This is a genomic window from Halomarina ordinaria, assembly GCF_030553305.1.
Taxonomy (GTDB): Archaea; Halobacteriota; Halobacteria; order Halobacteriales; family Haloarculaceae; genus Halomarina; species Halomarina ordinaria.
On record NZ_JARRAH010000001.1, the window covers coordinates 809,317 to 834,668 of the forward strand.

The 25,352-nt window shown below is 70.5% G+C and carries 30 protein-coding genes; 21 read left to right on the forward strand and 9 right to left on the reverse strand.

The genetic code is table 11. The features are described 5' to 3' along the window. Positions 1–90 precede the first annotated feature (90 nt). The 10 genes from P1Y20_RS04415 to P1Y20_RS04460 all read left to right on the forward strand — a co-directional run bounded on the left by P1Y20_RS04415 (position 91) and on the right by P1Y20_RS04460 (position 10,064). Positions 91–684, forward strand: a complete 594-nt coding sequence (locus P1Y20_RS04415) for a DUF4188 domain-containing protein (RefSeq protein WP_304447445.1) — start codon at positions 91–93, stop codon at positions 682–684. A gap of 68 nt (positions 685–752) precedes the next feature. Continuing rightward, positions 753–1,742 carry a mevalonate kinase gene (gene mvk, locus P1Y20_RS04420; RefSeq protein WP_304447446.1) on the forward strand — a complete coding sequence of 330 codons (990 nt, stop codon included), beginning with the start codon at positions 753–755 and terminating at the stop codon, positions 1,740–1,742. Then, the gene (locus P1Y20_RS04425; RefSeq protein ID WP_304447447.1) at positions 1,739–2,467 is read left to right on the forward strand and encodes an isopentenyl phosphate kinase; all 729 of its coding nucleotides are present in this window, start codon (positions 1,739–1,741) and stop codon (positions 2,465–2,467) included. Before mvk ends, P1Y20_RS04425 begins: the two co-directional genes overlap by 4 nt. A gap of 256 nt (positions 2,468–2,723) precedes the next feature. After that, positions 2,724–4,076, forward strand: coding sequence for a ribonuclease J (locus tag P1Y20_RS04430; protein WP_304447448.1), 1,353 nt, complete (start codon positions 2,724–2,726; stop codon positions 4,074–4,076). After that, complete coding sequence (gene idsA3 / locus P1Y20_RS04435; RefSeq protein ID WP_304447449.1) at positions 4,073–5,104, forward strand: geranylfarnesyl diphosphate synthase; 1,032 nt, start codon at positions 4,073–4,075, stop codon at positions 5,102–5,104. The genes P1Y20_RS04430 and idsA3 overlap by 4 nt, the downstream gene beginning before the upstream one ends. A 55-nt stretch (positions 5,105–5,159) precedes the next feature. Further along, positions 5,160–5,357, forward strand: coding sequence for a Sp36 family protein (gene sp36, locus P1Y20_RS04440; RefSeq protein ID WP_304447450.1), 198 nt, complete (start codon positions 5,160–5,162; stop codon positions 5,355–5,357). Next, on the forward strand, positions 5,350–6,399 hold the full coding sequence (locus P1Y20_RS04445) for a DUF7972 family membrane protein (protein WP_304447451.1): 1,050 nt from the start codon (positions 5,350–5,352) through the stop codon (positions 6,397–6,399). The genes sp36 and P1Y20_RS04445 overlap by 8 nt, the downstream gene beginning before the upstream one ends. Positions 6,400–6,460: 61 nt before the next feature. Further along, on the forward strand, positions 6,461–8,176 hold the full coding sequence (locus tag P1Y20_RS04450) for a glutamate--tRNA ligase (protein ID WP_304447452.1): 1,716 nt from the start codon (positions 6,461–6,463) through the stop codon (positions 8,174–8,176). An 81-nt stretch (positions 8,177–8,257) separates the two neighbouring features. Further along, a complete protein-coding gene (locus P1Y20_RS04455) occupies positions 8,258–8,707 on the forward strand; it encodes a universal stress protein (RefSeq protein WP_304447453.1) in 450 nt (149 codons plus the stop codon). 7 nt (positions 8,708–8,714) lie between these two features. Beyond that, on the forward strand, positions 8,715–10,064 hold the full coding sequence (locus P1Y20_RS04460; RefSeq protein WP_304447454.1) for a metallophosphoesterase: 1,350 nt from the start codon (positions 8,715–8,717) through the stop codon (positions 10,062–10,064). Here the strand turns inward: P1Y20_RS04460 and P1Y20_RS04465 are convergent. Next, the gene (locus P1Y20_RS04465) at positions 9,996–10,478 is read right to left on the reverse strand and encodes a DUF456 family protein (protein ID WP_304447455.1); all 483 of its coding nucleotides are present in this window, start codon (positions 10,476–10,478) and stop codon (positions 9,996–9,998) included. The two genes, P1Y20_RS04460 and P1Y20_RS04465, sit on opposite strands and share 69 nt — an antisense overlap. Then, positions 10,471–12,675 (reverse strand): tRNA(Met) cytidine acetyltransferase TmcA, encoded by a 2,205-nt coding sequence (gene tmcA / locus P1Y20_RS04470; protein WP_304447456.1) that lies wholly within the window; start codon positions 12,673–12,675, stop codon positions 10,471–10,473. The genes P1Y20_RS04465 and tmcA overlap by 8 nt, the downstream gene beginning before the upstream one ends. A gap of 78 nt (positions 12,676–12,753) precedes the next feature. Here tmcA and P1Y20_RS04475 point away from each other — a divergent pair, with 78 nt between their 5' ends. The 11 genes from P1Y20_RS04475 to P1Y20_RS04525 all read left to right on the forward strand — a co-directional run bounded on the left by P1Y20_RS04475 (position 12,754) and on the right by P1Y20_RS04525 (position 20,085). Then, entirely contained in the window at positions 12,754–13,776 is a 1,023-nt protein-coding gene (locus tag P1Y20_RS04475) for an NADP-dependent oxidoreductase (protein WP_304447457.1), read from the forward strand. A 246-nt stretch (positions 13,777–14,022) separates the two neighbouring features. Next, entirely contained in the window at positions 14,023–14,385 is a 363-nt protein-coding gene (rpl7ae, locus tag P1Y20_RS04480) for a 50S ribosomal protein L7Ae (RefSeq protein WP_304447458.1), read from the forward strand. Then, on the forward strand, positions 14,386–14,610 hold the full coding sequence (locus P1Y20_RS04485; protein ID WP_304447459.1) for a 30S ribosomal protein S28e: 225 nt from the start codon (positions 14,386–14,388) through the stop codon (positions 14,608–14,610). Continuing rightward, positions 14,611–15,147, forward strand: coding sequence for a 50S ribosomal protein L24e (locus P1Y20_RS04490; protein ID WP_304447460.1), 537 nt, complete (start codon positions 14,611–14,613; stop codon positions 15,145–15,147). Further along, positions 15,144–15,605 carry a nucleoside-diphosphate kinase gene (gene ndk, locus P1Y20_RS04495; RefSeq protein WP_304447461.1) on the forward strand — a complete coding sequence of 154 codons (462 nt, stop codon included), beginning with the start codon at positions 15,144–15,146 and terminating at the stop codon, positions 15,603–15,605. Before P1Y20_RS04490 ends, ndk begins: the two co-directional genes overlap by 4 nt. A 107-nt stretch (positions 15,606–15,712) precedes the next feature. Next, positions 15,713–16,213 carry a metal-dependent hydrolase gene (locus tag P1Y20_RS04500; protein ID WP_304447462.1) on the forward strand — a complete coding sequence of 167 codons (501 nt, stop codon included), beginning with the start codon at positions 15,713–15,715 and terminating at the stop codon, positions 16,211–16,213. Positions 16,214–16,447: 234 nt separating this feature from the next. Further along, positions 16,448–17,851, forward strand: a complete 1,404-nt coding sequence (locus P1Y20_RS04505; RefSeq protein WP_304447463.1) for a selenium-binding protein SBP56-related protein — start codon at positions 16,448–16,450, stop codon at positions 17,849–17,851. Continuing rightward, complete coding sequence (locus tag P1Y20_RS04510) at positions 17,852–18,169, forward strand: 2Fe-2S iron-sulfur cluster-binding protein (RefSeq protein ID WP_304447464.1); 318 nt, start codon at positions 17,852–17,854, stop codon at positions 18,167–18,169. 3 nt (positions 18,170–18,172) lie between these two features. After that, on the forward strand, positions 18,173–18,922 hold the full coding sequence (locus tag P1Y20_RS04515; RefSeq protein ID WP_304447465.1) for a hypothetical protein: 750 nt from the start codon (positions 18,173–18,175) through the stop codon (positions 18,920–18,922). A gap of 97 nt (positions 18,923–19,019) precedes the next feature. After that, positions 19,020–19,838 (forward strand): class I SAM-dependent methyltransferase, encoded by an 819-nt coding sequence (locus P1Y20_RS04520; protein ID WP_304447466.1) that lies wholly within the window; start codon positions 19,020–19,022, stop codon positions 19,836–19,838. A 43-nt stretch (positions 19,839–19,881) separates the two neighbouring features. Beyond that, positions 19,882–20,085 (forward strand): TOBE domain-containing protein, encoded by a 204-nt coding sequence (locus P1Y20_RS04525; RefSeq protein ID WP_304447467.1) that lies wholly within the window; start codon positions 19,882–19,884, stop codon positions 20,083–20,085. A 107-nt stretch (positions 20,086–20,192) separates the two neighbouring features. On the opposite strand, the gene P1Y20_RS04530 is transcribed toward P1Y20_RS04525, so the two are convergent. The 7 genes from P1Y20_RS04530 to P1Y20_RS04560 all read right to left on the reverse strand — a co-directional run bounded on the left by P1Y20_RS04530 (position 20,193) and on the right by P1Y20_RS04560 (position 25,329). Further along, positions 20,193–21,266, reverse strand: a complete 1,074-nt coding sequence (locus P1Y20_RS04530) for a methionine synthase (RefSeq protein WP_304447468.1) — start codon at positions 21,264–21,266, stop codon at positions 20,193–20,195. After that, positions 21,263–22,264, reverse strand: a complete 1,002-nt coding sequence (locus P1Y20_RS04535) for a 5-methyltetrahydropteroyltriglutamate--homocysteine methyltransferase (RefSeq protein WP_304447469.1) — start codon at positions 22,262–22,264, stop codon at positions 21,263–21,265. Before P1Y20_RS04535 ends, P1Y20_RS04530 begins: the two co-directional genes overlap by 4 nt. Positions 22,265–22,335: 71 nt before the next feature. Continuing rightward, positions 22,336–22,731, reverse strand: a complete 396-nt coding sequence (locus tag P1Y20_RS04540) for a hypothetical protein (protein WP_304447470.1) — start codon at positions 22,729–22,731, stop codon at positions 22,336–22,338. A 139-nt stretch (positions 22,732–22,870) separates the two neighbouring features. Further along, on the reverse strand, positions 22,871–23,449 hold the full coding sequence (locus P1Y20_RS04545) for a HemK2/MTQ2 family protein methyltransferase (RefSeq protein ID WP_304447471.1): 579 nt from the start codon (positions 23,447–23,449) through the stop codon (positions 22,871–22,873). After that, a complete protein-coding gene (locus P1Y20_RS04550) occupies positions 23,446–24,318 on the reverse strand; it encodes a 16S ribosomal RNA methyltransferase A (protein ID WP_304447472.1) in 873 nt (290 codons plus the stop codon). Before P1Y20_RS04550 ends, P1Y20_RS04545 begins: the two co-directional genes overlap by 4 nt. 52 nt (positions 24,319–24,370) lie before the next feature. Then, on the reverse strand, positions 24,371–24,619 hold the full coding sequence (locus P1Y20_RS04555) for a hypothetical protein (RefSeq protein WP_304447473.1): 249 nt from the start codon (positions 24,617–24,619) through the stop codon (positions 24,371–24,373). A gap of 161 nt (positions 24,620–24,780) precedes the next feature. Next, positions 24,781–25,329: a DUF655 domain-containing protein gene (locus tag P1Y20_RS04560; protein WP_304447474.1), complete on the reverse strand. Its 549-nt coding sequence runs from the start codon at positions 25,327–25,329 to the stop codon at positions 24,781–24,783. Between the last annotated feature and the right edge of the window lie 23 nt (positions 25,330–25,352).

Here is a 25,352-nt window from a genome sequence, read left to right on the forward strand (position 1 = left end):
CGTCCACCGGCGAGCGGCCGCGCCGTCGCCCTCGTTCTCACGTTTCTCGCCGCCGGATAGTCCCGTCGGGACGCAGCTATCTTCATGTCGGTGGACGACCAACGCTCGGGGTCCGACCGCTTCGCGGTGCCGGCCGACCGACGAGCCGACGCGCCCGGAGCGCGTCGGGCGGAGACAGCGATGGGAGACGTCATTCACGAGAAGGTGCACGCGGAGGTCGACGAGGACTTCGTCGTCTTCCTGGTGGGGATGCGAATCAACAAGCCGTGGCGTGTCGGGAAGTGGCTCCCGCCGTTCCTGGCGATGCCGCGGCTGTTGCGCCGGCTGGAGGCGGACCCCGACTCCGGCCTGCTCGGCTACAGGGTGGTGTTCAGCCCGCGAGAGCCGATGGTCGTCCAGTACTGGCGGTCGGCGGAGGACCTGTTCCGTGCCGCCACCGACCCCGAGGGCGGACACGTCCCGGCGTGGCTGGCGTACAACCGCGACAGCGACCTCTCGGGTGCGGCCGGCATCTGGCACGAGACGTACCTCGTCCGGGCCGACGCCTACGAGACGTCCTACCGGAACATGCCGCCGTTCGGCCTGGGGACGGTCGGGCGACTCGCGCCAGCGAAGGGGACGGGGTTCGGTCGACTGGTCGCCGACGCGGAGGCAGTCGAGCGCCCCGGCCCGACCGAAGTATGACCGCGCCGGAGCACGAGTCGCGCGCTCGTTCGGATACGCTTAAACCGGCACTCCGGTAACGACGGGGTATGACTGTTTCGAGCGCGCCGGGGAAGGTGTACCTCTTCGGCGAGCACGCCGTCGTCTACGGCGAACCGGCGGTCCCGTGCGCCATCGAGCGACGGGCGACCGTCACGGTCGAGGCGCGAAGGGACGACCGCCTCCGGGTCGAGGCGCGCGACCTGACGCTCGACGGCTTCACGGTCGAGTACGGCGCCAGCGGGGACGACCGACCGGACGTTGACGTCGCGACGCCGCTCGTCGAGGCGGCGATGGGCTACGTCGAGGGGGCGGTCGAACAGGCGCGGGACGCGGCGGACGCGCCCGACGCCGGCTTCGACATGGTCGTCGAGAGCGACATCCCGCTGGGGGCCGGCCTCGGTTCGTCGGCAGCCGTCGTCTGCGCGGCCATCGACGCCGCGGCGCGAGAACTCGGCCGTGACCTCACGCCAGAGGCGGTCGCCGACCGGGCCTACCGCGTCGAACACGACGTCCAGGAGGGGCAGGCCTCGCGGGCGGACACGTTCTGCTCGGCGACGGGCGGTGCCGTCCGCGTGGAGGGCGACGACCGTCGACGCATTCCCGACGCGCCGAACCTCCCGCTCGTCGTCGGCTACGACGGCGGGGCGGGCGACACGGGCGAACTCGTCGCCGGCGTGCGCACGCTCCGCGACGAGTACGACTTCGCCGCCGACACGGTCGGCGCCATCGGCGACCTGGTTCGAGCGGGCGAGCGGGCGCTCGCGGACGACGACGTCGCCGAGGTCGGGCGACTGATGGACTTCAACCACGGGCTGCTGGCGGCGCTCGGCGTCTCCTCGCGGTCGCTCGACGCGATGGTGTGGGCCGCCCGCGACGCCGACGCGCTGGGTGCGAAACTGACGGGTGCGGGCGGCGGCGGCTGTATCGTCGCGCTCGACGAGACGCCCGCCGCCCGGACCGCCCTCGACTACACGCCGGGGTGTGAGGAGGCGTTCCGCGCCGAACTCGACCGCGAGGGGGTGCGCGCGGAACGATGAAGGTCCTCAAACTCGGCGGGAGCGTCATCACGGACAAGGACGTCCCCGAGACGGTCGACGAGCGGAACCTCGAACGGGCGGCCGCGGCCGTCGGCGGGTACGACGGGGACCTCGTCGTCGTCCACGGCGGCGGCTCGTTCGGCCACCACCACGCGAGCGCCCACGGCATCAGTCGGACCCGGGGGAGCGAGGACTACGAGGGAGTGGTCGCCGTCCACGCGGCCATGCAGCGCCTCAACGACGCCGTGCTGGCGGCGCTCCACGCGGAGGGAGTGCCCGCGGTACCCGTCCACCCGTTCTCGGCGGGCTTTCGCAACGCCGTCGACGACCTCGTCCTCCCGACGGGGCAGGTGCGCGTCCTCCTGCGCGAGGGGTTCGTCCCCGTCCTCCACGGCGACGTCGTCGCCCACGAGGGGCGGGGCGCGACCATCGTCAGCGGCGACGAACTCGTCGTCGAGGTGGCCGACCACCTCGACGCCGAGCGGGTGGGGCTCTGTTCTGCGGTGCCCGGCGTCTACGACGAGGCGGGCGACGTCGTCGGGCGCATCGAGTCGTTCGAGGACGTCGAGGCCGCCCTCGGCGGGAGTCAGTCGACGGACGTCACCGGCGGGATGGCCACGAAGGTGCGCGAACTGCTCGCGCTGTCGGTGCCCGCGTTCGTCTTCGACCTCGACGGCGTGGCGGCGTTCCTCGCGGGCGACGACGTCGGGACGCGAATCGGGTAGCGTCGGCCGCGTCGTGACGCCGTCCGTGAGAGTCGGCGACACGGTGGAATCCAACCCACGCGTTTTTAACACCGGAGACTGTAGGGCCGGATAACCGAGCATACGGTCGCCCCGGGAGCGCAAGCGGGCGACCGGCGGGGTCCGGTGTCGCGTACGACGCCGGACCACGCGGGCCACTGGAGTGCCAGCGGTACGTCTTCGCCGGTCGCGCGTGCGGCACGCGCTCCCCCGGGCGACTCCTCTCGGAGTCGGAACCATGGAAATCGAAATCGCAACCATTGGCGGATACGAAGAGGTCGGCCGGCAGATGACGGCCATCCGTGCCGGGGACGACATCGTCGTCTTCGACATGGGCCTCAACCTCTCGCAGGTACTGATACACGACAACGTCGAGACCGAGCGCATGCACAGCCTCGACCTCATCGACATGGGCGCCATCCCGGACGACCGCGTCATGTCCGACCTCGAGGGCGACGTGCAGGCCATCGTGCCGACGCACGGCCACCTCGACCACATCGGCGCCATCTCGAAACTGGCCCACCGCTACGACGCCCCCATCGTCGCGACGCCGTTCACCCTCGCGCTGGTCGAACAGGAGATACAGAGCGAGGAGAAGTTCGGCGTCCAGAACGACCTCGTCGAGATGCAACCCGGCGAGTCGATGTCCATCGGCGACACGGGCAACGTCGAACTGGAGTTCGTCAACGTCACGCACTCCATCATCGACGCCATCAACCCCGTCCTCCACACGCCGGAGGGGGCCGTCGTCTACGGCCTCGACAAGCGCATGGACCACACGCCGGTCATCGGTGACCCCATCGACATGGAGCGCTTCGAGGAAATCGGCCGCGAGGGGCCGGGCGTCCTCTGTTACATCGAGGACTGCACGAACGCCGGCCGGAAGGGCCGGACCCCCTCCGAGTCCGTCGCCCGGCGCCACCTGAAGGACGTCATGACCTCCGTCGAGGACTACGACGGCGGAATCGTCGCCACGACGTTCTCGAGTCACATCGCCCGCGTGACGAGCCTCGTCGAGTTCGCCAACGACATCGGCCGTCAGCCCGTCCTGCTCGGGCGTTCGATGGAGAAGTACTCGGGCACCGCAGAGCGCCTGAACTTCGTCGACTTCCCCGACGACCTCGGGATGTACGGCCACCGCAAGTCCGTCGACCGGACGTTCAAGCGCATCATGAACGAGGGCAAGGAGAACTTCCTGCCCATCGTGACGGGCCACCAGGGCGAACCGCGCGCGATGCTCACGCGGATGGGCCGCGGCGAGACGCCCTACCAGCTCGACGACGGCGACAAGGTCCTCTTCAGCGCGCGGGTCATCCCCGAGCCGACCAACGAGGGCCAGCGCTACCAGTCCGAGAAGCTCCTCAAGATGCAGGGCGCACGCATCTACGACGACATCCACGTCTCCGGCCACCTCCGCGAGGAGGGCCACTACCGGATGCTGCAGGCGCTCCAGCCCCAGCACGTCATCCCGGCCCACCAGGACATGAAGGGCTTCGCGCCGTACACGAGCCTGGCGGCCAGCCAGGGGTACAAGCTCGGGCGCGACCTGCACGTGACGCGCAACGGGAACATGATTCAGCTGACGGAATGAGCGCCGACAGCGCGCGTGTGGAGGCGGCGATAGAGGGGCGCCGAGAGGCGGTCAACGACGCCATCGCGGAGATGCTCCCGGTCACGCGACCGGAGCGCCTCTACGAGGCGTCGCGCTACCTGCTGGACGCGGGCGGCAAGCGCCTGCGCCCGGCGATGCTCCTGCTGGTGGCCGAGGCGGTCACCGGCGTCGACCCCCTGACGGAGGACTACCGCGCGTTCGGCCCCGAGGAAATCGACATCATGGCGGCCGCCGTCAGCGTCGAGGTCATCCAGTCGTTCACCCTCATCCACGACGACATCATGGACGACGACGACCTGCGACGCGGCGTGCCCGCCGTCCACCGCGAGTACGACACCGAGACGGCTATCCTCGCCGGCGACACGCTCTACTCGAAGGCGTTCGAGTGCATGCTGCAGACGGGCGCACCCGCCGACCGCTCGGTGCGCGCGCTCGAGAAACTCGCGACGACCTGTACGAAGATCTGCGAGGGACAGGCCCTCGACGTCGCCTTCGAGGCGCGCGGGGACGTGACGACCGAGGAGTACCTCGACATGGTCGAGCACAAGACGGCGGTGCTGTACGCCGCCGCCGCCGCCATCCCCGCGGTCCTCCTCGGCGCGGACGAGGAGGTGGTCGACGCCCTCTGCGGCTACGGCCTCGACGTGGGCCGGGCCTTCCAGATACAGGACGACCTCCTCGACCTCACGACGCCGAGCGAGCGTCTCGGCAAACAGCGCGGGAGCGACCTCATCGAGGGCAAGCGGACCGTCGTCACCCTCCACGCCCGCGACCAGGGCGTCGACGTCGACGCGCTCCTCGACACCGCGGACCCCGCCGACGTGACGGAGGCGGACATCGAGGCGGCCGTCGGGCGACTGGAGGGCGCCGGCAGCATCGACCACGCCCGGACGATGGCCCGCGAGATAACCGACCGCGGGAAGCGCCGCCTCGAGGTCCTCCCCGAGGGGGAAGCCCGCGAGACGCTCGCGGGCATCGCGGACTACCTCGTCGAGCGGGACTACTGACGGTCACGGCGGCGAGGACACGCTTTTTGTACGGTGGGCGAGTCGTCTCGACCGAATGAGCGAGACAGTTCGCTGGGAGTACGAGACGCTTCGGCCGCCGCGGGAGGCGACGATGCACGAGGCGACCGACCCGAAGACGGAGCTGAACGAACTCGGTGCCGACGGGTGGGAGCTGGTCTGCACCGTCGAGTACGCCGGCGGCGGGACGAAGTACCTCGTCCTCAAGCGACCGGCGAGGGACGACGATGAGTGAGGCGGGCGTCGAACCCGACCACTCCGTCGAGTCGGAGACGGACATCGGCACCGAGAACACCATGCGGGAGCGGGCCGGCGAGAGCCGCCTCAAACTCTGGCTGGTGCTCGGCGCGAACCGACTGGTCATCACCGGCGTCCTCGCCAGCGTGGTGTTCGTCTCGTTCGTCCTCGCGGGGGTGTTCCTGCTCCCGCCGTTCGAGCAGACCGTGGCGGGCGGCGACGTGCTCGACACGCTGTTCACGACGATGATAAGCGCCGTCATCACGGGCGTGACCCTCGTCGTCACCATCAGTCAGCTGGTCATCTCCCAGGAGAACGGCCCGCTCGGCGACCAGCGCGAGCGGATGAGCAACGCGCTCGACTTCCGCGAGTACACGAGCGAACTCATCGGGACGACGACCCCCGCGGACCCATCGAAGTTCCTCGCGGTGCTCGTCGAGACGTCGAACCAGCGCGGCGAGCAACTCCGCGAACTCGCGGAGGGGAGCGACAACGACGACCTGCGTGACGAGGTCGAGGAGTTCGTCGACAGCCTCTCGGACAACGCGGACGTGGTCGTCGACCGCCTCGACGGCGCGACGTTCGGGACGTTCAACGTGCTGTTCGCGGCGCTCGACTACAACTACTCCTGGAAGGTGTTCCAGGTCAACCGCATCCAGGAGGTGTACCGCGACGACATCGACGACGAACTCGGACGGGCGTTCGAGGACCTCCACACCTCGCTCGCCATGTTCGGCCCCGCCCGCGAACACATCAAGACCCTCTACTTCGAGTGGGCGCTCATCAGCCTCTCGCAGCTCATCTCCTACGCGGCCATCCCGGCGCTCATCATCGGCGCGCTGATGACGGTGTTCGTCGACAGCGCGACGTTCACCGGCGTCACCTTCGGCGTCTCCGACCTCCTGTGGGTGACGGCAACGGCGTTCACCGTCACGGTGATTCCCTTCCTGCTGTTCATCTCCTACGTGCTCCGCGTCGCCACCGTCGCCAAGCGGACGCTCGCCATCGGGCCGCTCATCCTGCGGGACTCCCAGCGCTGAGGCGTCCCCGCCGGCGCGCGAATCCACGCCCGTTTTGTCCCTCGGCGTGAACCACTCCCCAATGGACGACGACCTCAGGGAGCGCGTCGAACGCGCCGCGGAGGCGAGCGCGCTCTACAACGCGCTCAAACACGACAGCGAGGCACAGGTGGGTGCCATCATGGGACCGCTGATGGGCGAGAACCCCGAGTTCCGCGAACACGGCGGCGAGGTACCGGGCGTCGTCGCGCCCGTCGTCGCGCGGGTCAACGACCTCTCGACGGCCGAGCGCCGCGAGCGACTCGCCGCCCTTGACCCCGAGGCGCTCGCCGACCTCGAGGCGGAGGACGAGGAGGACGAGCAGGTGCTCCCGGACCTGCCGAACGCCGACGACTACGAGGAGATCCGTATGCGCCTCGCGCCGAACCCGAACGGCCCGTGGCACCTCGGCAACGCCCGGATGCCCGCCGTCATCGGGACGTACAAGGACCTCTACGACGGCTGGATGCTCTGTCGGTTCGACGACACGGACCCGGAGACGAAGCGCCCGGACCTCGACGCCTACGACGCCATCCTCGACGCCGTCTCCTACCTCGGCTTCGAACCCGACGAGGTGATGCGCGCGAGCGACCGCCTGGAGACCTACTACGACCACGCCCGCGACCTCATCGAGATGGGCGGGGCCTACACCTGCTCGTGTTCGGGCGAGGCGTTCTCCGACCTGAAGAACGCGGGCGAGGCGTGTCCCCACCGCGGGAAGGACCCCGAGACGGTCCGCGAGGAGTTCGAGGCGCTGGTCGACGGCGAGTACTCGGCGGGCGAGATGGTCCTGCGCGTGAAGACCGACATCGAACACAAGAACCCCGCGCTGCGCGACTGGGTCGCCTTCCGCGTCATCGACACGCCCCACCCCCGCGAGGCGGCAAGCGACTACCGCCTCTGGCCGATGCTCGACTTCCAGTCGGGTATCGACGACCACCTCACGGGCATCACCCACATCGTCCGGGGTATCGACCTGCAGGACTCCGCGAAGCGCCAGCGCTTCGTCTACGACTACTTCGACTGGGAGTACCCGGAGGTCGTCCACTGGGGGAAGATTCAGCTAGACGCCTACGACGTGAAGATGTCCACCTCGACCATCAAGGAACTCGTCGAGTCGGGCGAACTCGACGGCTGGGACGACCCGCGCGCGCCGACGCTCGCCAGCGTCCGCCGCCGCGGCATCGAGGGACAGGCCATCGTCGACGCCATCGTCGAACTCGGCACCTCCACCAGCGACGTCGACCTCGCCATGTCGGCCATCTACGCGAAGAACCGCGAACTCGTCGACGACGAGGCCGACCGCGCGTTCCTCGTCCGCGACGGCGAGGAGGTGCCCCTGGCGGGGGCTCCCGACGCCGCCCACCCGCCGGTCCACCCCGACCACGAGGAGCGCGGGACGCGCGACGTCCCCGTCGGCGACCGGGTGCTCCTCGAACCCGACGACCTGCCGGCGGGCGGCGAGCGCGTCTGGCTGAAGGGACTCGGCTGCGTCGAGCGCACCGACGAGGGCTTCGAGTTCCGCGACGCGGGTATCGACGTCGTCCGCGAAGAGGGCGTCGACGTCGTCCACTGGGTGCCCGCCGAGACGAGCGTCCCCCTCACCCTGCGGACGATGGACGGCGACGTGACGGGGCGGGCCGAACCGGGCGTCCGCGAGTACGACGCCGACACCCTGGTGCAGTTCGAGCGCGTCGGGTTCGCCCGACTCGACACGGTCGACGACGTCGTCGTCGTCGCGTACTACGCCCACCCGTAGCCGACGAACCGGTCGGGTGCCCGGACTCCCACGCGTCCGTGAGTGCGGAGATATTTTGCCGTGGTCCGTCGTACCACGACCATGACCGAGAAGGTACTCGTCCCCGTCGACGGGTCGCCGCTGTCGATGCGCGCGCTCCGGGTCGCCCTCGCAGAGCGGTCGGACGCGACCGTCACCGCCCTGCACGTCATCGACCCGTCGGAACCGGGGTACAGTTACTTCGGCGCCGACGTCGACGTCCGCTCGGAACCGCGCCACGGGACCGACGAGTGGTTCGAACGGGCGGACGGGTACGAGCGCGACCTGTTCGCCGAGGCGGCCGACGTCGCGGCGGAGTACGACCGACCGCTGGAGACGGTGACGCTGGTCGGCGACCCCGCGCGGGTCATCGTCGACTACGTCGTCGACCACGGCTTCGACCACGTCGTCCTCGGCAGTCACGGCCGGGGCGAGGACAGCCACGTCACGCTCGGGAGCGTCACGGAGGCCGTCGCGTTCCGCGCGCCGGTACGCGTCTCCATCGTTCGCTGACCCCACCGTGACGGAGTACTACTTCATCAGCGACCTGCACATCGGCGGCGACGAACAGCTCCAGACCTGCGAGTTCGAAGCGGAGTTGACCGAGTTCCTGCAGGACCTCGCGGGCCACGACGACGCCGAACTCGTCGTCCTCGGCGACCTCTTCGGGCTGTGGGAGTTCACCGGGGTGGAGGGGCTGGCGAAACTCGACCTGCTGGAGGAGCACCACCCCTGGCTGTTCGAGCAGTTGCGCGAGACGGGCGAGACCGTCCAGATAACCCTCATCCCGGGGAACCACGACTACGAACTCGCCTGTTACCCGGAGTACGAGGAGCGCCTCGCCGAGTACAACGTCTCGCTGGAACGCGAACTGCACCTCACCCGCGAGGTGGCGGGCCGGACGGTGTGGGCCGAGCACGGGATGCAACACGACCCGAACAACCGGATGCCCGACTTCGGCAACCCCCACGCGAACCCGGTCGGCTACTTCGTCGTTCGCCGGGTGGTCGCACAGGCCGGTCGGCTGTCGGGGCACAGCCGGTACAACTGGCCCCGCGACATCCAGTCGGTCGCGCCGATGGAGGAGATTCCCCGGTGGATACTCTCGAACTACTTCTACCGGGAGATGAGCCCCTACCTGCGGTTCGTGGTCGCGCCCGTCCTCCTGCTGTTCAACGTGAGCCTGCTCTACCTCGCCGGCCTCGCCCTCGAAGAACTGGGCGCCATCCCGGCGGGGGTGCTCCAGGCGGACGCGCTCGCGCGGACCTTCGGGGTCGCGGGGTTCGTCCTGGAGGCGTTCCTGTTCGTCAACGTCCTGCTCGTCCTGTTGCTGGTCGTCGTCTCCATCCCCCTGTGGTTCTTCGACCGCGACGTCAGACGGACCATCCGACGCTTCGGCCTGCTCACGTCGGGGTTGCAGGTGGGCCAGGGCGACGAGCGTTTCCTCGACGCGGCGCGGTCGGTGTTCGCCGACCGCCCCGACGTGGCGGTGTACGTGTACGGCCACACCCACCGCGCGTCGCTCACGCGGCTCGGCGACCGACTGGTCCTCAACACCGGGACGTGGCTGAAACGGCTCGTCCGCGTCCCCGCCCGCATCGGGCGCCTCCCGGGAGTGTACCACCCCTCCTTCCGGCTCAACTACTTCCGCATCCGCGAGGAGGACGGCGACCTCGTCGTCGAGTACGAACGCATCGAGAAGGAGCCCGACGAGCGCCTGTCGCCGCTCCAGCGCCTCGTCCGCACCCGCCCTCCCCGGGAGGACCCCATCCCCGAGCGGACCGTCCTCCCGGGCGACCTCTCAGACGAGGACGACGACCACCATCGCGGCCAGCATCGCCAGCGTGAGCAGTACCTGGACGACGGTTGAGGCGAGGACGCCGACCGTCGCGTAGAGGGCCGTGCGCGCACCCGCACGAGGGTCGCGGTGGCGGCCGTACTCCAGGACGAACACCGTCCCCGCCACGCCGACGAGGAGGCCGACGGGTCCAGAGACGAGCATCAGGAGGACGCCGGCCGTCGCCGCGATGGCCGTCGTCGCCACCGACGCGCCGCCCGTTCTCGCCGCGATGGCCCCCCCGAAGTAGTCGACGAGCGCCGTCGCCACGCCGACGAGCGTGAGGCCGACGAGCACGACGAGCGTCGGGTCGGCGTACCCCGTCCCCCACCAGTAGACGTAGACGCCCGCGAGCGAGAGGAGCGCCCCGGGCAGGAGCGGGAGGACCGCACCCACCACGCCGAGCGCGAGGAGGGCGAACGCGAGCAGGGTCGTCGCCTCACTCATCGTACCGCCCCCGTTCGGCCGCCGACGCGTCGCCGCCGTAGCGCGCACAGAGCGCCCGGCAGGCCCGCCCCACGTCCCGGCGGGCGCCGCTCGCGCTGTGGTAGCCGAGTTCGGCGGCGACGGCCTCCCAGTCGTGGCCCTGGAGGACGCGCCGGACGAGGAGGCGCTCGGCGTCGGCCGAGAGGGGGCCGTCGGGGTCGGTGAGCGCCCGCACCGCGAGGCGGCGGAAGGGGTCGGGGTGGACGTCGAACTGGCCGGGGCCGTAGCCGGCGGCGGCGACGAGCCGCCACTCGCGGTCGGTGAGGGTCGCGGCGAAGGGCTCGTCGGTGGCGGCGAGCGCACCCCTGACCACGTCGGGCGGGAGGTGCGAGAGGGAATCCGAGAGGACGCCCGCGGCGCGTTCGCGGAACCAGCGGGCGTGGCGCGCCGCGAGCGCCGCCCCACGTGCGGGCCTGAGCATCGCGGCGGAGTGCTCGCCGCTCGTCTCGTTGCGCGTCGTCGAGAGGTGGACCGTCGCGTAGTCGCGACTCGCCCAGAACGAGAGCAGGCGGGGGGTCGCCCCGTAGCTGACGCCGAACCAGTCGACGTCGCCCTCGAACTCGGCGTGGACGCGGTCGAGGAGGTGGCCGCCGAGCCCCCGCGAGCGGACCGCGGGGTGGGTGGCGATGCGGACGACGCGGTAGCCGACGGGGCCGCCCGCGTCGGGGTCGCGCAACTGGCCCAGCATGAGGTCGGGGAGCATGTTCCCCCGGACGCGGCCGACCCGGTAGGTGCGTTCGGCGAGCCCGGGCGAGAGGTCCCCCTCGCGGGCGAGGAGGGCGACGGCGACGACGTGGCCGTCGTGGGTGAGCGCTCTCGTCGTGACGTTGGGCGCGTCGAGCAACCGCGCGAGGTCGTTGGGTTCCGTCCGGTAGTGCGCGAGGACGAGCAGGCCGAACAGCTCCCGGAGGACGTGTTCGTCCGCGAGCAGGTCCTCGGGGGTCGGGCGCTCGTAGGCGACCGTCTCGGGTGTCGCGTCGACCACGAGCGGCTCGACGGGGGGCCCGGCGTCGAGCAGGAGCGCGCGGAACAGCCACGGCTCGACGGGGTCGCTCGCGGCGTACCGGATGGGCGCGCGCATCGAGCAGTCGGTCACGTCGCGGTCGCTCGACGCGAGGCGCTCGCGGAACCGCACGGAGAAGCCCCGTCCCGCCCCCTCGTAGCCGTGGACGGTGGTGGCGAAGCCGACCGGCGGGCCGGAGAGGAACGACCCGAGCAGCGAGACGGGGAGGCCGGCCGCCTCGTCGACGAGGAGCACGTCGGCGTCGCTCTCGACGGCGTGGGCGGGACGCTCGAAGCGGACGCGGCCGCCGTCGGTCGCGGCGAGCGTCCCCTCCCGCTCGACGAGGACGCCGAGCGTATCGAGGAGTTCGCGGGCGCGGGCGAACAGTTCGCCCGCCCCCCGACGGCTGGGCGCGGTGACGAGGACGTCGCGGCCGGCGGCGGCGAGCGACCCGGCGGCGAGGCCGGCGGCGCTCGACTTCCCCCGGCCGCGGTCGGCCTCGACGACCACCACGCCCTCCGGCGACCGGAGCGCCTCGAACGCCCGGAGCGCCGCGACCTGGTCGTCGGTCAGACAGGCGCGGTAGGCGGCGACCGGGAAGGCGTGGCGCTCGGGAGGTGCGGGTGCGGGGCGCTCGCGCGCCGGGAGCGGGTCGGTCAAACCGTCGCGCTCGACGGTTCCCGTCTCCGCGTCGAGGACGGCGACGCCGGGGTGCTGGCGCAGGAGGCCGACCAGCCGGCGGCGGAAGTTCCCGCCCACAGCGTCGAGGTCGGCCGGCGGGACGGCGAGCGACTCGTCGAAGCGGTCGCGTCGGGCGGGCCAGTCGTCGAGCGGCGGGGCGAGGAGGACGAGGAGGCCGCCGCCGTCGACGGCGCCGGCGGCCCGTCCGAGCGCGTTGGGCCGACACTCCTCGTGGGCGTCGACGACGACGCACTCGCGCGTCGTCCCGAGCAGGTCGTCGGCGCGGCGCGGTTCGAGGCGGGGGAGGTCGGCGTCGGTGTGGCCGAGCAGGTGGACGTCGTCGACGTCGGCCGCGTCGAGGAAGGGCGAGAGGGCGTCGAGGCAGGCCCCGTGGGAACCGGTGAGGACGACGAGGCGGCGCTCGTTCGCCCGGCGGGCCTCCGCGCGGAGCGCGCGCGGGAGGGAGTCGAACATGGGGTGAGGTGAGCGACCGGCGGTAATGCCTCCTGCGGTCGGCGGTACAGTAAGGAGCCTCCCCCTCGTCTCGCCGCCATGCGCGAAACCAACCGGCAGTGGGTGCTCGCCGAGCGCCCCGCGGGCCGCCCGACAGTGGAGTGCTTCGACCTGGTCGAGGAGGCGGTCCCCGACCCCGGCCCCCGAGAGGTGCTCGTCCGAACGCGGTACATGTCGGTCGACCCGTACATGCGCGGGCGGATGCGCGACGCCGACTCCTACGCCGAACCGTGGGACGTCGGCGAGGTGATGCACGCGGGCGTCGTCGGCGAGGTGGTCGAGTCGAACAGTCCGAAGTGGGACGCGGGCGACGTCGTCAACGGCAACCTCCGGTGGGCCGACTACGCGGTGGCCGACGAGGACCAGCTCGTCGCCGTCGACCCGGAGCGCGCGCCCATCTCGACGGCACTCGGCGTCCTCGGGATGCCGGGGCGGACGGCCTACTTCGGCCTGCTGGACGTGGGCGAACCGAAGCCGGGGGACACCGTCCTCGTCTCGGGGGCGGCGGGCGCCGTCGGCTCCGTCGTGGGCCAGATAGCGAAACACGCCGGCTGTCGCGTCGTCGGCGTCGCGGGCGCCGACGAGAAGGTCCACTGGCTGACCGGCGAACTCGGCTTCGACGAGGCCATCAACTACGACACGACCGAGAACCTGCGCGCCGCCGTCGCCGCGGCCTGCCCCGACGGCGTCGACGTCTACTACGACAACGTCGGCGGCCCCATCACCGACGCGGCGTTCGCCAACCTCGCCGTGCGCGCCCGCGTGGTCGTCTGCGGACAGATATCGCTCTACAACGCCGAGGAGCGCCCGACGGGACCGCGACAGCTGGGCGAACTCATCACGAAGCGCGCCCGCGTCGAGGGCGTCCTCGTCCGCGACTACGTCGAGCGCTACGAGGAGGCCAACGAGCGCCTCGCGCGCTGGGTGGGCGACGGGACGGTCCAGTACCGCGAGACGGTCACGGAGGGGCTGGAGAACGCCCCCGACGCCTTCCTCGGGCTGTTCGACGGCGTGAACGTCGGCAAACAGGTGGTGAAGGTGAGCGAGTACGAGCCGGGGTGAGTCAGAACCTCGATGGGTCGCCGGCCGCGCTCGGGGTGGAGTGCCTTGCCGTACCACCCCTGAGCCCGTTCGGAAGCGCTTTTATGCAGGGCAGAGTTAGAGCGGGGTACAGCCTACGTGGGGTTGATGATGCTCCCAGCCAGGGACTTTCGCCGACAGCGTGTCGGTAAGTGCGCGCGGACGCTCCGTCGTCCGGTCGTCGCACGAGGCGGGGGAGCGCGAGCCCACGCGTGGGAGTGATCCATCATGCCAGTATACGTTGATTTCGACGTTCCGGCAGACCTCGAAGACGACGCCGTCGAGGCGCTCGAGGTCGCCCGGGACACCGGTTCGGTGAAGAAAGGAACGAACGAGACGACCAAGGCCGTCGAGCGCGGCAACGCGGTCCTCGTCTACGTCGCCGAAGACGTCCAGCCCGAGGAGGTCGTCATGCACCTCCCGGACCTCTGCGACGAGAAGGAGATTCCCTTCCTCTTCGTGGAGACGCAGGACGACATCGGCCACGCCGCCGGCCTCGAGGTCGGCAGCGCGGCCGCGGCCATCGTCGACGCCGGCGAGGCCAGCGGCGATGTCGAGGACATCGCCGACAAGCTCTCGGAGCTCAGGTAGATGAGCGCCGAAGGCAACAACGACGGAGCGACGGCGGCCGAGGTCATCGAGATCGTCGGCAAGACCGGCATGCACGGCGAGGCCATGCAGGTCAAGTGCCGCATCCGCTCCGGCGAGAACCAGGGCCGCATCATCGCTCGAAACGTCCTCGGGCCGGTCCGCGTGGGCGACGTGCTCCAGCTGCGCGAGACCGCCCGAGAGGCCGACTCCATCGGAGGTCAGTAGATGCCACAGACACGCACCTGTGACTTCAGCGGCGAGGACATCGAGCCCGGCACGGGCATCATGTTCGTCCGCAACGACGGGACCGTGTTGCACTTCAAGGACTCCAAGGCCGAGAAGAACTACTTCATGGGACGGGAGGCGCGCAACCTCGAGTGGACCGAGGCCGGCCAGCGCGAACACGCCGCCCGCCAGCAGACCGTCGGCTCGCAGGACGAAGTCGAGCAGGTCGCCGCCGAGGGCGAGACGGAACTCGACGAACCCGAGCCCGCGGAGACCAGCGCCGACGCCGACCAGCCCGACGTCGACGCCGCCGAGGCCGTCGAGTCCGAGGGCTCGGAGGCGCCCGATCTCGAGGCGGCGGAAGTGACCGACGCCGGCGTCGAGGGCGAGCCCGCGGCGGGCGACCAGCCCGACGTCGAGGAGGTCGACGCCGCCGACGTCACCGACGACGGTGACGAGGCCGACGAGTCGGCGACCGACGCCGACGCCGCCGACGAATCGGACGAGGCCGACGAGGCGGAGGACGACGAGGAATGAGCGAGCACGAGCGCACCTTCGTGATGGTCAAGCCCGACGGCGTCCAGCGCGGGCTGGTGGGCGACATCGTCGCCCGCTTCGAGGAGCGCGGCCTGAAGCTCGTCGGCGGGAAGTTCATGCGCATCGACCGCGACCTCGCCGAGGAGCACTACGGCGAGCACGAGGACAAGCCGTTCTTCGACGACCTCGTCTCGTTCATCACCTCGGGTCCCGTCTTCGCGATGGTCTGGGAGGGTCAGGACGCCGTGGCGCAGGTCCGCACCATGATGGGCGAGACCGACCCCGCCGAGTCCGCCCCCGGTACCATCCGCGGCGACTTCGGCCTCGACCTCGGTCGGAACGTCATCCACGGGTCGGACACCGAGGAGGGCTCCGCCGAGCGCGAGATCGACCTCTTCTTCGCGGCGGACGAACTGCTCGACTACGAGCGGGTCGACGAGACCTGGCTCTACGAGTAACCGGTTCGACGTTCTTTCGACAGTAGCCCCCCCGAGTGACGACCACGTCACCCCCGGGCCACGCGTGTAGCCGGAAAGCCTACACCCCGCGTCGGCGACCGCGAACCGTGTGGTTCCCCGCCCACCTCGCCGTCGGTGCACTCCTCGCGCGCCGTGTCCGTCTCGACACCCGGTGGTGTCTGCTGGGGGCGGCGCTCCCGGACCTCGTCGACAAACCGCTCGGCGTCCTCGGGGTGTTCCCGGCCTACCAGACGCTCAGTCACTCGCTGCTCGGCCTGGCGCTGGCGGCGACGCTCGCCTCGTCCGTCGGGGGGCGCGCGCTGGCCGCCGGGTGGCTGTCGCACCTCGCCGCCGACTGCCTCCAGTTGACGCTCAACGGGCGGGCGGTCCACGCCGGCGGGATGCTCGGCTGGCCACTGACCGGGTGGGAGAACCCGATGGTCGTCGGCGACGTTCCCGCCTACGCCGACACGCTGTTCCCGTCGGTGCCGCTGCTCTCGGAGGGCTACGTCGCCCACTACGTCGGGACGCCCTCGTTCGCGCTCGAACTCCTGCTCTGTGCGTACGCGCTCGGCTCCCTCGTCTCCGCCGTGCGACTCCGCGCGTGACGGGGGGTTGGGTCGGGAATCGCCGCCGATAGTGTCAGTCCGAGGAAAAAATTGCCGTTATCACGGTCGAAGTTTCTCTCGCTCTGTGTGTACGTTACCGCGCGACCAGTGGGGGCTCGAACTGTAACGGTCGATAGTGTCGGAACTGTCGTTCCATCTCGTCGTCATATATAGCGGAGGGTGCTGCCGAGAACACGACCCTCAGCACCCCCTGTAGCGAAGCCACCGTTAGCTATGAGCGATGCTGACAACCCTGCCACGGACGCGGACGCCCACGCGCATCACGACCACCACGGTCACGAGGGACCGGGCTACGTGACGCCACAGGCCGCCATCGAGGAGTCGGAGCCGGAGGAGGTGGCGTACGTCATCGGCCTCTACGTCGGCACGGACGTCGACGCGCCCGACTTCCTCGCGGTGGTCGACACGGACCCGGACTCGTCGACGTACGGCCAGATAATCGACCGGGTGGAGATGCCGAACCGCGGCGACGAGTTACACCACTTCGGCTGGAACGCCTGCTCCTCGTCGTGCCACGTCGAGGGCCTCGAACGACAGCACCTCATCGTGCCCGGGCAGCGTTCCTCGCGTATCCACGTCGTCGACACCGCCGACCGACGGGACCCGGAGCTAGTGAAGGTCATCGAACCGGAGGAGGTGTTCGAGCACGACCTGAGCGCGCCACACACCGTCCACTGCATCCCCGACGGGAAGATACTCATCAGTATGCTCGGCGACGCGAACGGTGAGTTGCCGGGCGGGTTCCTCGAACTGAACGACGACTTCGAGGTCGAGGGACGCTGGGACACGCCGGGCGACATCGACATGAACTACGACTACTGGTACCAGCCCCGGCACAACGTGATGATATCGAGCGAGTGGGCCGCCCCGAAGACGTACTACCCCGGGTTCGACCTGGAGGACGTCGAGGCCGGGAAGTACGGGCGACAGCTCCACATCTGGGACTGGGAGGCGGGCACCGTCGAGCAGACCATCGACCTCGGCGAGGAGGGGATGATTCCCCTGGAGGTGCGCTTCCTGCACTCGCCGGTCTCGACGCACGGGTTCGTGGGGGCCGCGCTCTCCTCGAACGTGTTCCACTTCTACGAGGACGGCGGCGAGTGGCACGCGGACAAGGCCATCGACGTCGAACCGCGCGAGCACGACGACTGGGACATGCCCGTCCCCGGCCTCGTCACCGACCTGCTGGTGTCGATGGACGACCGCTACCTGTTCTTCTCGAACTGGCTCCACGGCGACGTCCGGATGTACGACGTGAGCGACCCGGCGAACCCGCGGCTCGCCGACCGCATCTGGGCGGGCGGCCTCTTCGGCCCGCGAAACCCCATCGAGGGCGAGCGCGACGTGTACGGCGGCCCGCAGATGCTCCAGTTGAGCCTCGACGGCGAGCGCCTCTACTGGACCACCTCGCTGTTCTCGACGTGGGACAACCAGTTCTACCCCGAGGAGGGCGAGCAGGGGTCGGTCATGCTGAAGGCGGACGTGAACCCGCGCAAGGGAACGATGGCACTCGACCAGGAGTTCCTCGTCGACTTCGGCGACCTGCCCGACGGTCCGGCGCGTGCCCACGAGATCCGCTGGCCCGACGGCGACTGCACCAGCGACGTCTGGCTGTAGGTGTCCCACGCACTCACCTTCGAGTGGGCCGACGGCCGCACGGCGCGCGTCGACGCGCGCCCCGACGAGACGGTCGTCGAAGCCGCCGAACGCGAGTCGGTCGCCCTCCCGTTCGGCTGTCTCACGGGCGCGTGCGCCACCTGCACGGCCCGACTGCTCGACGGCCACGTGGCGTACCGTCGGCCGCCGCGCGGACTGAAACCCGACCAGCGCGAGGCGGGGTACGTCCTCGCGTGCGTCGCCGAACCGCGGAGCGACTGTCGCCTGCGCGTTGGCGTCGACGTCCACCGTGAACTCGTCGACAACCCCTGGAAGTGACCGATGACTCGACCTCGATTCGCCCACGCCGCCCGCTGGCTGCTCGCCGCCGGAACCGTGAGTGCCGCAGCCGGGACCGCGAGCGCCCACGGGACGGGCGCGACCGGCGGCCCCCACGTCGACCTCCTGCTCGCGTTGCCGGTCGTCGTCGGCCTCCCGCTCCTCGCCGGCGTCGCCGTCGTGCGCCGCCCCCTCCCGACCCGACGGGCGTGGTACCTGGTCGACGCGCTGGTCGTCCTCCTCGGCGCGCTGGCGCTCGCGGGCGCGGCGTCGATGGCGGGCGCGTGGGTCGTCCCCGGCGCGCTGGCGGGCGCCCTCCTCGCTCGCTCGGCGACCGCTCGCCTCGGCTGCGGCTGTCGGGGGGAGGTCGCCGTCGGCGCGCTGGTCGTCCACCGCACCGTGGAGGGGCTCGTGCTCGCCGCACTCGTCTCCGCGTCCGCCGCCCTCGCGCTCGCCGGGACGCTCGCGCTCGCCGGTCACGGCGGGCTGGAGGCCGTCGCCATCGCGGGCGCCTCGCGAGACCCCCGTCGGGGGCTGGCGAGCGTCGCGCTCGCGCAGGCGGGTTTCCTCGCCGGCGTCGTCGTCGGGTGGGCTGCGCTCGCCGGCGTCCCGGCGGCCGTCGAGTGGGCCGCGCTTGCGGTGGTCGGCGGGGTACTGGTGACCGTGGGGGGCGGCGCCCTCAGGGACCGGACCGACCTCGTGGCGGGACGAACGGGTGGTCCGAACGTCTCGGCGGCCGCCGACCGGGAGTGACGCCATCACGACCCGTCGCGACCACTCACGACCCGTCACGGTGCGCCGTCTCGACTCGTTTCGGAACGGCTTTGTCGCACAGCGCGTCCCTCGACGCATGGACGACCGCCTCGCGGACAACCGGGCGCACTGGGAGGAACTCGCCGCCCTCCACCCCGACACGGCGTTCTACGACGTCGAGTCGTTCCTCGACGGCGAGAGCACGCTCCGGCCGCTCGAACGCGAGGAACTCGGGGGGCGAGTCGGCGAGGGGACGCGCCTGCTCCACCTCCAGTGTCACTTCGGCCTCGACACGCTCTCGTGGGCACGCCACGGCGCCGACGTGACGGGCGCCGATTTCTCCGAGACGGCCGTCGAGACGGCCCGTGACCTGGCGCGGGAGACGGGGCTCGCCGAGCGAGCACGCTTCGTCGAGGGCGACCTCTACGACCTCCCCGCCGTCCTGGACGAGGCATTCGACGTGGTGTTCACCTCCTACGGCGTGCTCAACTGGTTGCCCGATATCGAGGCGTGGGCCGACGTGGTCGGCCACTTCCTCACATCCGGTGGCACGTTCTACGTCGCCGAGATACACCCGTTCAGCCACGTGCTGATGGACCTCGACCTGGTCGAGGGACGGCCCGTCCCCGACTGGTCGTACTTCGGCGGCGACCCCCGAACGTACGACGAGGACGGTACCTACGCCGACCGGGAGGCCGAACTCGACGACACCGTCACCCACGAGTGGGCCCACGGCCTCGGCGAGGTGGTCACCGCGCTGGTCGACGCCGGCCTCGACGTCGAGTTCGTCCGCGAACATCCCTTCGCCTGCTTCGAGCAGTTCCCCGGGATGGAGCACGACGAGGACGGCTACTGGTGGCTCCCCGAAGCGCCCGAGGACGTCCCGCTGACGTTCTCGCTACGGGCGCGGGGGTAGGGCCGCCGGAGTTATTCGCCTCCCGTTCCAATCGGACGTCGCTATGCCCATCAGCGCCAGAAACCGGTTGAGCGGGACCGTCCAGTCCGTCACCGTCGAGGGACCCATCGCCGAGGTGGTCATCGACGTCGACGGCACCGAGGTGACGGCGACCATCACCAGCGCGTCGGTCGAGCGCCTCGGCCTCGAGGAGGGCGAGGAGGCCACTGCCGTCGTGAAAGCCAGCGACGTGATGGTCGAGAACTGAACTGCACCGAGCCGACGCGTTCCACGGAGGGTGCGACGCGCGACAGCGACGCGTCGACGGTTGTATCGTCGAGTGAGGGGGCGGTTCGTGCGCCCGGGACGAGCGCGTCAGTCGTCGGCGCGCGCCGGCGCGCCGAGGTCGACGTCGCCGGCGTCGAGTTCCGCCTCCACCTCGCGGGTCGCCGCGACCATGTTCTCCATCTTCCCGTAGGCCACCTCGCGGGGCAGGAGCTTCAGCCCGCAGTCGGGCGAGACGGTGAGGCGCTCCGGGGGGACGACCTCGAAGCCGCGTTTGACGTTCTCCTTAATCTGGGAGACGGGTTCGACCTCCGCGACGTGGGCGTCGACGACGCCGAGCGCGAGGTCCTTCGTGAACTCGTGTTCGGTGAAGACGTCGAGTTGCTCGTAGTCGCCGTTGCAGAGTTCCACGTCGAACTCGTCGATGGGGTAGTCGAGGATCTCGGGGTAGATGCGCGAGTAGTCGCCGTAACAGACGTGCAGGCCGATGCGCACGTCGTCCGGGATGTTCTTCGCGATGAGTTCGAGGCACTCGCCGACGATGGCGTGGTCGTCGGGCGTCGTCGCCAGCGCCGGTTCGTCGATCTGGATGTAGCGCGCTCCCGCCTCCACGAGCTTCTCGACCTCGAGGTTGACGAGTTCGGCGAGCGCGTACGAGAGGTCCTCCTCGGTGTCGTAGTGCTCGTTGAACGACCAGTTGGCGAGCGTGTAGGGGCCGGTGATGGGCACCTTGACGGGGCGTTCGGCGGCGGCGTCGACGAACTCGAACTCGTCGACCAGCCACTGCTCGTCGTAGGCCACCTCGCTGACGACGCTCGGCTTGTCGAAGTAGTTGTGTCCCCACACCTTCACGGGACCGTTGAACTCGTAGCCCGTGATGCGGTGGGCGAAGTACTCGACCATCTCGTTGCGCCGCATCTCGCCGTCGACGACGACGTCGAGGCCGGCGCGCTCGTGTTCCTGCGTGATGAGCCGCGAGGCGTCGGCCTTCGCCTCCTCCCAGTTGCCCTCGTCGAAGGTGACGTCGGCGTCGAGTGCCCCCTCGTAGAGGTCGCGCGCGCGGTTCAGCCACTTGGGCTTGGGGTAGCTCCCGACGACGGTCGTCAGGATGAAGTGGTCGTTCGGGTGGTTCGGCGGTCGGAACTGGTCTCTCACGTCGGTCATGCTGTCACCTCCTCCTCGGCGACGGCGGCGCCGAGGGCGTCGAGTTTCTCCTCGAAGCGGTTCACCGGCAGGTAGAACGTCTCCGTGTTCGGCAGGACGTACGTCCGGTCGAACGACCCGCCGGGGGTGTTCTCCGCGAACCACTCGGCGCGCTCGCGGATGAGGTCGGGCGACTCGACCAGCGTGTTCTGCCCGTCGACGAGGCCGAGGGCGACGTCGCCCTTCGTGCCGTACTCGTTGACGTTGTAGAGGTTCTGGTCGTGGTCGGTCACGAGGTCGTAGCCGATGGCCTCGACGTCCGCGTCGAGCAGGTGGGCGTGGACCTTCTCCTCGAGCGAGCCGTAGAAGGTGTGGACGACGACGTCGGCGTCCGTCGCGCCCGCCACGCGGTCGATTGCCTCGCTCGCGTGGGCGTCGCGGCCGTCGCCGGGGGCGTGTTCGACCAGCGACGGTTCGAGCAGCAGGACCGTCTCCAGGTCGGGGAAGGCGTCGACCTCCTCGGCGAGGAAGTCGGCGACGGCGTCGAGGAAGTCGCCCTCGTCGCCGTAGTGCTCGTCCGTGGCGAGGTCCGACAGCGAGTAGGGGCCGGGGACGACCGCCTGGAGCGCGTCGCTCCCGACGTGCTCGGCGGCGCGCTCGAGGTCGGCCGCGAGGTCGCCGTCGAAGGTGAGGTCGCCGCGGACCACCGGCTCGCGGTAGAAGTTGTTGTTGTCGTAGTAGCGGACGATGCCGCGCGTCTCGACGCTGTCGTGGACGCACAGGGGGTGTGCGAGCATGTCGTCCCAGCGGGCCTGCCCCTCCACGAGGCGGTCGAGGCCGGCCTCGCGCTGGCGGTCGAGGAGGTCGGTCCGCACGCGGTCGTACGCCGCCACGATGTCGTCGCCCTCGTCGCCGGAGATGAGGTCGTCCTTCTGGTGTCCCTTGCGGTCGGAGAGCGTCGTCTTCGCTCGGTCGGGGAGCGGGAAGAGCCCCGTCGTCGTCGCGACTAACTCGGTCATCGGTGCGGGCTACGGCATCCCCGTTGATAATAATTGCTTATGCGAGATATGCTCAGTGGTAATCTTCCGGGTTACTCCACGACGACGAGGTCGACCGGGACGTGTTCGCGCAGGTGTTCGACGACGTCGACGTCGAGGTCCAGCCGTTCGAGCAGCGCGCCCGCCAGCGGGCGTCGCGGGTGTCGCGTCAGGACGACGACGTCGACACCGTAGCGCTCGACCGCCTCCGAGAGGGTGTCCTCGATGCGCGCACCGCTCCGGACGGCGTAGTCCGCGTTCACGTCGGCGAGGCGTTCGCCGACCGCCTCGCGGAGGTCGTCGCGCGTCACGCGCGTCCCGAGGTGGACGGGGTTCATGTGGAAGACGAGCACCGTCGACGCCGGGTCGGCGGCGAGGTCGGCCGCGCGGTCGAGCGCCCGACGGTCACGGTCGGTCAGCGGGTACCGGACGGGGACGAGGACGTCCACGGCACCTCACCCCTCGCCCCCCGCGGGTCGCGTTCGAGGTCGAACCATACGGTGAATACGACGCGCTGACACATAGCCCCTGTACCCGATGGACGGGACGGTCCCGTCGCGCGACGGGAGCGCAGTCGGGGGGTCGGACTCAGTCGCGCGGTCGAAGGTCGAGGACGACGAGACGCTCGAACGGGAACGACGCCTCCGCGACGACGTCGCCACGGAGCCCGTTCGCCCGCGCGCGCTCGCGGACGGCCTCGATGTCCGTGAGGGAACTCACGAGGAGGAAGACGCGTCCGCCCGGCGCGAGGACGCGTCGCACGTCGTCGAGGAAGGGGTCGACGAGGCGCCGGCCGTCCGCTCCCCCCGAGAGGGCGTGTTCCATCCAATCGTCCCACTCGGCGTCGGGGTCCGTCGGGAGGTACGGCGGGTTGAACGCGACGACGTCGAACGCGCCGTCGCGAAAGGGCGCGAGGAGGTCGCCGCGGACGACGGGCACGCCGCGCTCGCGGGCCGCCCGGACCGCGAGCGGGCTGAGGTCGACGCCGACGGCGTCACAACCGGTCTCGTCGGCGACCGTCGCCGCGACGTAGCCCGACCCGGTCCCCACGTCGAGGAGACGCTCGTCGCCGTCGAGGCGCTCCGCGACGGCGCGCGCGAGGAGGTCCGAGTCCTCCGCCGGCTGGTACACCTGTTCGTCGTCCGCCCGTTCCCGGAGGTCGCTCACGGCTCGGCCTCCGGCGCGCCCACGTCCCAGGCGAGACTGGCGAGTTCGGCGAACTGCGCGGGGGCGAGTTCCCCGGCGCGCGCGCCCATCAGGTCCTCGTCGGCCGCGGCGACGACGGCGTCCGGCTCCGCGAGCCCCGAGATGTGGGCCGTGTTCCGGACGGCGTTGCGCATCGTTTTTCGGCGCTGGGTGAACACCGCCGTCACGAACCGCAGGAAGAACTCGTCGTCCGGGACGGCGTACTCGGGCGCGCGGGGGACGGCACGGACCAGCGCGCTCTCGACGGCGGGCGCGGGGTCGAACGCCTCCTTCGGAACGGTCTCGACGACGCTCACGTCGGCGTAGTGGCCCGCCGTCACCGACAGGCGGCCGTACTCCGGGGTGTTCGGCTCGGCCGCCATGCGCTCCGCGAACTCCCGCTGGAACATGAGCACGAGCGGGATTCCGATGGGAAGGAGGCGGAACGTCACCTCGCTGGAGACGCCGTAGGGGAGGTTCGAGACGGAGGCGGTGGCGTCGTCGGGGAAGTCGACCTCGAGGGCGTCGCCCTCGACGAGCCGTAACCGACCCTCCTCGATGGCCGCGGCGAACTCCTCGCGAAGGAACGCGGCCAGCCGGGGGTCGCGCTCGACGGCCGTCACCCGGTCGGCGACCGCGAGCAGGCGGTCGGTGAGCGCGCCCGTCCCGGCGCCGATTTCGAGGACGTGACTCGTGTCGGCATCCGCCGGGAGGTAGCCCGGAACGCGGTCGAGGACGCGGTCGTCGACGAGGAAGTGCTGGTCGCGGTTCGGGTCGCCGTGCAGGCCGGCGCGGGCGATGAGTGCGTCGGGGTCGCGGCCACCCGGGCGGCCGCTCGCGGAGTCGGTCATGTGCTGCGAATCGGCCCGGCCCCGATAAACGGTTGTCGTCTGGCGCGGCCGGCTACCGGCGCTCGGTCCCGTACCGCGTCAGCGCGACGGCGACCAGCGCGAGGGCCGCGGACAGCGCGGGGAACGTCACCGCGAGGTCGGCGGACAGTGGGACGGCGCTGGCGGAGAGCGAGTCGGCTCCGCCCGACGGGCGGCGCGTCGCCACCCGTTCGGTGACGCCGCTCGCGCGCCCGAACGGCACTGCAATGGCGAGGGCGCCGGCCAGGACGAACACCGAGACGTCGGAAATTGGAACGACCACGTTCGAGATACTCCTCGATACGATGTCCTCTCTTAGGAGACATTAACGTATTCATGAATATCAGGGAGTGAAACTGCGCTGCTCGACGACTGCGCCGTCGGTACGGAAGGCCGGACTGGCCAACCGTCGCCCCGAGGAGGCGACGGGGACCGTCGCGGTGTCTAGCGGGCGAACGACCGGTACTTGAGGTCGTCCTCGCGGACCTCCTCGAGGATGCGCTCGACGAGGATGCTCCGGGAGTCGTGGAGGCCGGCGACGCGCTCTTCGAGTTCCTCGAAGCTCTCGAACGGTTTGCGCTTTCGCTCCTCCAGGATGGTGTTCCTGAGCTTCTTGCCGATACCGGGCAGGAGGTTCAACTGGTGGAGGCGGAGGGTGATGGGCTGGGCGTCGTTGTAGTGGTCGACGAAGCGCCGCTCGTCGGCCTCGACGATGGCGTCGACCGCGTACTCGAGTTCCGAGCGTGCCCCGCCCGAGACGTCGTCGTGCGTGGTCTCACGGACGCGCTCGATGCCGTCGTCGTCGAGCGCGAAGCGGTCGCCGATGGAGAGGTCGGCGTCCTCCGAGAGCACGCACTCGTAGAGCCGGAAGTCGTCGGCCCCGAGCGCGTAGACGAGCGACGGCTTCTGGTACTGTGGCCGGTCGTCGTCTGCCCGCCCGTGGGGCAGGTAGTCGAGGACGACGGCGACTGCGTCGCTGTCGGAATCGGTCATACGTACCAAAACGGGAACCGCGT